The 6,486-nt window shown below is 60.0% G+C and carries 5 protein-coding genes and 1 pseudogene; 4 read left to right on the top strand and 2 right to left on the bottom strand.

All coding sequences use genetic code 11. The features are described from left to right. Positions 1–369: 369 nt before the first annotated feature. Positions 370–1,407, top strand: a complete 1,038-nt coding sequence (locus tag EOC06_RS29990; RefSeq protein ID WP_127270640.1) for a UDP-glucuronic acid decarboxylase family protein — start codon at positions 370–372, stop codon at positions 1,405–1,407. After that, the gene (gene galE / locus EOC06_RS29995) at positions 1,404–2,483 is read left to right on the top strand and encodes a UDP-glucose 4-epimerase GalE (RefSeq protein WP_128309497.1); all 1,080 of its coding nucleotides are present in this window, start codon (positions 1,404–1,406) and stop codon (positions 2,481–2,483) included. Before EOC06_RS29990 ends, galE begins: the two co-directional genes overlap by 4 nt. Here the strand turns inward: galE and EOC06_RS30000 are convergent. Together EOC06_RS30000 and EOC06_RS30005 are read right to left on the bottom strand one after the other, a co-directional pair. Further along, entirely contained in the window at positions 2,437–2,862 is a 426-nt protein-coding gene (locus EOC06_RS30000) for a hypothetical protein (RefSeq protein ID WP_306462368.1), read from the bottom strand. The two genes, galE and EOC06_RS30000, sit on opposite strands and share 47 nt — an antisense overlap. Before the next feature lie 352 nt (positions 2,863–3,214). Further along, a complete protein-coding gene (locus tag EOC06_RS30005) occupies positions 3,215–3,718 on the bottom strand; it encodes a DUF995 domain-containing protein (RefSeq protein ID WP_127270645.1) in 504 nt (167 codons plus the stop codon). A 328-nt stretch (positions 3,719–4,046) separates the two neighbouring features. Here EOC06_RS30005 and EOC06_RS30010 point away from each other — a divergent pair. Both EOC06_RS30010 and EOC06_RS30015 read left to right on the top strand, forming a co-directional pair. Then, positions 4,047–5,676 (top strand): annotated as a pseudogene (locus tag EOC06_RS30010) (ArnT family glycosyltransferase). A 189-nt stretch (positions 5,677–5,865) separates the two neighbouring features. Beyond that, positions 5,866–6,486 (top strand): lysylphosphatidylglycerol synthase domain-containing protein (locus EOC06_RS30015; RefSeq protein WP_128309498.1); only part of this gene is annotated, 621 nt, incomplete at its 3' end.

The raw sequence follows: 6,486 nt of genomic DNA on the forward strand, positions 1-6,486 counted from the left end.
GTTTCAGCCCGAGAGACCGTCGCCCCCTCATGTTAACCATCCGCGAGCGCACTTGGTTAAGAAATCACTAATTTAGTTGACTATAATTTCCACAGGTATATTTTCGATATGTTGGGATGTGCAATTTGGGCGAGCAATCGGCGATGGTGACACCGAGCGGGTGACCGCGTTTTCGGGGCGCAGAGAATGCTGAGCGGCAGCACGGAGGTCGTGTAGTCGTACCAGCTTCGCGAAAGCCAAAGAACAATTAACGCACATCAGTGATGGCGATTCCGCAGACGCGGAGGTTTGCCACGTTCTCAGGAACGTGGCCGGGCGATGCTTTGTCCCGGCCCCGGCGGTAGCGTGTGCGGTGCGTGCGAGGAAAGCATGGGTAAGCTTGTCAAGGTTCTGAAACTGGAATCCGGCAGCCAAAGGGGCGCCAACCAAAGCCGACGACGCGCCCTTGTCGCCGGAGGAGCGGGTTTTTTAGGATCGCATCTGTGCGAACGTCTTTTGCGGGACGGATACGACGTTGTCGCGCTGGACAATTTCCACACCGGCAAAAGATACAATCTCAATACCCTTCTGCGTAATCCGAGCTTCACCTGCATCGAGCATGACATCGTCGATGCACTGCCTTCGGATCTTCAGTGCGACGAGATCTACAATCTCGCCTGCCCCGCCTCTCCGCCGCACTACCAGGCAGACCCGATCCACACCTTCAAGACAAGCGTGCTTGGATCGCTGAACCTTCTGGAACTCGCGCGACAGAACAAGGCCAAGATATTCCAGGCCTCTACGTCCGAAGTCTATGGCGATCCCTTCGTGCATCCACAGCCCGAGAGCTACTTCGGCAACGTCAACACGCACGGACCGCGTTCCTGCTATGATGAAGGCAAGCGCTCGGCCGAAACCCTGTTCTTCGATTATTCGAGAACCTATGGCCTCGATATCCGTGTCGCCCGCATTTTCAACACCTATGGGCGCCGCATGCAGCCCGACGATGGGCGCGTGGTCTCGAACTTCATCGTCCAGGCGCTGCGCGGCGAGGACCTGACCGTCTATGGCAGCGGCCAGCAGACGCGCTCCTTCTGCTATGCCGACGACCTGATCGAGGGCTTTGTCCGGCTGATGAACGCGCCGAGCGCGCCCACCCACCCGGTCAATCTCGGCAACCCTGCCGAATTCACCATCATGGAACTGGCGACGCTGGTCGTCGATTACACCAACGCCCGATCGAAGATCGTGCATCGGCCGCTGCCCGTCGACGATCCCAGGCAGCGCAAGCCGGACATCTCTTTTGCCAAGGCCAATCTCGGCTGGGAGCCGAAAATCAGCTTGAGCCAGGGACTCGCGCGTACCGTCGAGTATTTTGACACCCTGCTCTACGGAAATCGCATTGCCAGAGGAGCTGCCGCCTCATGAACCGGCCGGCAGTCCTGGTGACGGGTGGAGCCGGCTTCATCGGCAGCCACACCTGCAAGCAGCTGGCCTCCGCCGGCTACATGCCGGTGGTTTTCGACAATCTGAGCCGCGGCAACGAGAGATCCGTCGCCTGGGGCCCGCTTGTCGTCGGCGATATCCGGGATCGGGATGCATTGAAGCGGGCGATGGAAACGCACCGGCCGACGGCTGTGATCCATTTTGCGGCGCTGGCCTATGTCGGAGAGTCCGTTCGCGAGCCGGCCGAATATTATTCAACCAATGTGACAGGCACCATCGCGGTGCTCGATGCCGCACGCGCTTGTTCGGTCGAAAACATCATCTTCTCCAGCAGCTGTGCGACGTACGGCGTGCCGGAAGCATTGCCCGTTCGCGAGACCTCCTCGCAAAATCCGATCAGCCCTTACGGGCGCTCCAAGCTGATGGGCGAACAGATCATCGGCGACTATGCTTCCGCGTATGGAATGAAATTTGCTATCCTGCGCTATTTCAACGCTTGTGGCGCCGATCCCGACGGCGAGCTTGGTGAGTGGCATTCGCCGGAAACCCACCTGGTTCCCAGAGTGCTCATGGCCGCATCGGGCATCATCGACGCGATCGAGGTTTTCGGCACCGACTACGACACGTCGGACGGCACTTGTGTAAGGGATTATATCCACGTCACCGATCTGGCCCGCGCCCACCTGAAAGCGCTCATGCATCTCGAGGCTGGCGGGCAAAGCCTGGCGGTCAATCTCGGCACCGGGCGGGGCATCTCCATCAAGGAAATCGTCAAGGCGGTCGGCCGAATGACGTCAAGACCGGTCCCGGCAGTGTTCAGAAGCCGGCGCCCCGGAGATCCGGCGGAGCTTTACGCCGATCCGGGAAGCGCACGCGAACATCTTGGCTTTGTGCCGGAACTTTCAGACATCGACACGATTGTCAGGACGGCCGCTCCTTTTTTCGGACTGAAGACCAGGCCAATGAAACTGCCGCCAGCCAGGGCGGCAACGTCGGTCGCCGCTCGACGGGTCAGAGATAGCGGGGGCGACAGCTCGCGCGCTGGCCAAACCCGCTAGGGCTGCAGATATAAGGCGAGCCGCCCGAGAACGTGCCGCCATCGCCAGGATTGAACGAGATTTTCACCGGCGCCGGCGTGCTGGCTCTGATCCGTTGCGGTGGTGCAAAGGCGTAGGCACTTTCGGTTCCTGTTGTGCTTGTCATCTGGATCGGAAGGTCGGCCCGGAGCGAGCGCACGAGAAATCCGGCCTGCACGGGCTGGCTGCGGATGGCGTGGACCACAGGCTTGACGAGGACCGAATTGGTTTCGGTCGCATCCATACTCTGACACCCTGCAACCACAGAGATCATCGCCGCGGCCGCAACGATAGCCACGATATTTCTAATAGATACGATATTTTTGCTTGGGTTGACTGCACCCATCGCTGAATTGTTCATCATGTGTCCCTTGCTATCAAGTATAAGCCAAGGGCGCATCGCGACATACTATGCTTCGCCGCTCTCACGCCGCATGAGTGACCACTCGCACATCACACGTAAATATTAGACATCACTAATTATTAAATTTCATCAAAACCGTATGGTAGGGCCCATCGTCTCGTCGTTCTGTCAGATAAAGTTGGATGCCATCAACCAGCGATCCGCGCGCCTACGGCTCCAGCCGAACTGCTTGATGTCTTACCATAAGCGATTCGCCAGATCCCTGACAGGTGCCTTGCAATTGCAGTCCGCTCTCGAAAGCGGGATTGAGTGATTTTGTTCAACTCGTCAGGATGGGTCGGCTGCGTACCTAATTTTTGGAATCGACCAGCTTGCGGGTCTCTTCGAACTGCGCGCCCTTCGGGTTACCGACTTCGAATTTCCGGTATTCGTCGGAAGCATCCTCGGGAGATCGCTTGAAACTGTACCATTCCCCATCCGGATCCTCGCGTTTCTCGATGTTCCCGCCCTGAATCCGGTGGCTGTAGCAGGTGCGTTTTTGCTTGCCGGTGTAGCCCTTCGACCGCCAGGCGAGTTCCATGCACATCTTACCGTTGCTGGTGACCAGCCATCTGCCCGCCGCGAAAGATGCCGTGTCCGGCCCGGACGTCCAGGCCTCGAGGCGTCGATTGCCCTGTGCGAAATAGGCTGCTCCGTTTTTCCACACCCATGTGCGATCGGCGTAAAGAAGCGACAGCTCGTAGGCAGTCGGAACGGTGGCGACAACCGCTTGCGCCGGTCCGCTGTCTTTGGCGGCAGCCGCGTGCGCTGTTCCCGAAAGCGCCGTCTGGCCGCAGAGAGCCAGGAGAAACATAAGCTGCGTGCAACTTGCGAACCGACGGGGTCTGTGTTGCCGACGGTCGACGCAAAGCGGCGGCAATCTGGTCAGATCTGTCGGTACAATTGGCGTGCGCATGCCTGTTTGGCCCAAGGTAGCACTATCAGCGCTCTGACAGCCTAGGAAACTATTTAACAGTCGCGAGAACGGTGATGTCAACCTTCGCCAAGCGGATAAACAACAACTATTCGAGACACACGCAGCCGCAATCGTCAAAATTAAGAATTGCGTCGTATATTCCTCCACCTCCGACAATCGCGCTCAAAAGCAACATCCGCAGACGTTAGGGAGGACGCGGTTTCAAATGACGGACGACCCGGAGTTGAATCAGGCCGAAGGTCAGCAATACCTGCAGTCAAGCGACCGGGAGATGGCTGCTAGCAGCACCCTGAGCCCCAACCTGGCGATATTGCTGGGCATCCTGTTCATTGCGGTCGTGTTCAGGTTCCACAACATCACCTTGCCACTCGTCGATGCCTTCAGCTGGCGCGAGGTAAGCACGGCAATGATGGCCGACAATTTCCAGCAGCGCAGCTGGAACATCTTCTTCCCGGAGGTCAGCTGGACCGGACCCGGGCCAAGTTATCAGGGCCGCGAGTTCCAGATCGTCAGCTATCTGACCGCCCTGCTCTATCAACTCTTCGGCTGGCACGACTGGTTCGGCCGCATGGTAGCGGCCTTCTTCGGTCTGGTGACGGTGTTTTCGCTGCACAGGCTAACGGCGTTATGCTGGGACGAGACCCACGCTCACGCCGCAGCACTTGCCTACGCGCTGATGCCGGCGGCGATCATGATCGACAGCTCGTTTCTTCCCGATCCCGCGATGCTGGCCCTGGTGACGCTCGGCGTCTGGCTGTTCGCGAAATACTGGGCCGGCGGCAGCGGCTGGCTCCTGCCGCTTGCCACGGCGAGCTTCTCGCTCGGCGTGCTGGCAAAGCCGCCGGGCCTCGCCGCCGGCGCCGTCATCTTCTACCTCATGGTTTCCTGGGTTCTTGAGAACAAGCGAAAGCAGGCGGCCAAGGTCTTCCTGTTGGGGCTTTTGAGCTTGGCCATCATCGGCGCCTATTTCAGCTGGGCCATTTATCTCGGCCGCAGCTATCCGCCGTTTCATGTCGCGGGCAGCGGCTATATCTGGGATTCCGGTTTCTGGACATTCTTCAGGAACAGCTTCTACTTCAAATCCGTATGGAACACCTCAGTCTGGTGGTTCTACGGCTATCCGTTCATGATGCTGATCGCGATCGGCTTCTTTCTGGCTGCCGCCCAGACCCGTCGAAGACCCCAAGCAACGCACTCTTTCGGCCATCCCTTATGTTTGGCTGGCTGCGGCCATCGTCATCTATCTGGCGGCAGCGCGCGAGATCACCAGCAATCCCTGGAATTACCACATCTTCCATGTGCCATTCGCGATGTTCTGCGGCCGCGGCGCGTTTCTCCTGGCAACGCTTGCATCGGGACCCGTTTTGTCCCCGGCGGTCGTGCTGCGCGCGATCTGCATCGCGGCCGTCACGCTGGTCTGGTCGACTTTTCCCCTTGTCAGGACAATGAAGACGCCGATCGCCATGAATGGCAAGCTGCTTGGCGACGAACTGGCGCGGTTAGCGCAGCCGGGCGACCTCGTCGTCGCCATTGCGCCCGAGGTCGGCGATCCCGTCGCCGTCTACTACAGCAGAGCGCGCGGCTGGGTGTTCCCGCCTGGCGGCGGCGATGTCGAATGGTCGAAATTCGTAGCGGACGATGCCACCGCGATCGCGCAGCTCGAGGAATTGCGCGCGCAAGGCGCGGACCTGTTCGGCACGGCCAAGAACGCCGCCGACAAGCAGGACCGGCTGTTCCTCGAGCATCATGACGGGGTCATCGACTATCTCGACAAGACCGCAACCAAGCTTGTGGATTCGGACGATTTGCTGGTCTATAGGATCAGCCGTCCATAGAACCGCGACAGTCTGGGGCTGTGGGCCTTGGACAGGATATTGTCCCGACGGTTCGGCGGCCCGCGTTCTCCTGCCGAAAGTCGGCAAGGCGGTGGGCCAGGCGAACCGATCCCGGATGGCGGTAGGGATACTCGGGCACCACGCGGTGCTGCCATTTGAACTCGGCGGTGGAAACCGGCGGAGAATTGGTTGAAAAGAGCAATCTCAATAATCGTGACCCTGGCCCTACTAGCGTGGGTCGCCAGCGACTCGCGCTGGAAGATGGTGGGCGATGCTTTCGCGAGCATCACGCCCGGCGCTTTCGCGGCCGTGGCGCTTGCGCTGTTCGTCACCTACGTGCTGCGCGCGCTGCGCGTCTGCGACGAGTTCCGCGAGGAGGTGCATGGCCGTTTCGGCGCCTGCCTGCGCGTCATTCTGATCCACAATGCGATGATCAACGTCGTGCCCTTCCGCGGCGGCGAGACGGCATTTCCCCTGCTCCTGCGCCAGGTCTTCGGCATACCGATCATGCGTGCCAGCGCCTCGCTGCTGTGGTTCAGGCTGCAGGACGCCTTCGTCGTCGGCGTGCTGGCCCTGGCTGTGTGGCCGGGCCTGCATCCGGCGATAAGAATCGCGGGCGTGGCCGCGGTAATCGCTGCCGCCTGGTACCTGCCGCGCTGGGCGCGTGCGCCGCATGACTGGGCAGGCCGCGGCAAGATCGTGGCGAAACTCGGCAGGCTGCGCGATGTCTTCACCGAGGCGACCGGCCGATCGCGTTATGGCTGGTGGTGGACGATCGCCAATTGGTCGCTGAAGCTCACTGTGCAGGGA

The organism is Mesorhizobium sp. M7A.F.Ca.MR.362.00.0.0 (assembly GCF_004023175.1).
In the GTDB taxonomy this organism is placed as follows: Bacteria; Pseudomonadota; Alphaproteobacteria; order Rhizobiales; family Rhizobiaceae; genus Mesorhizobium.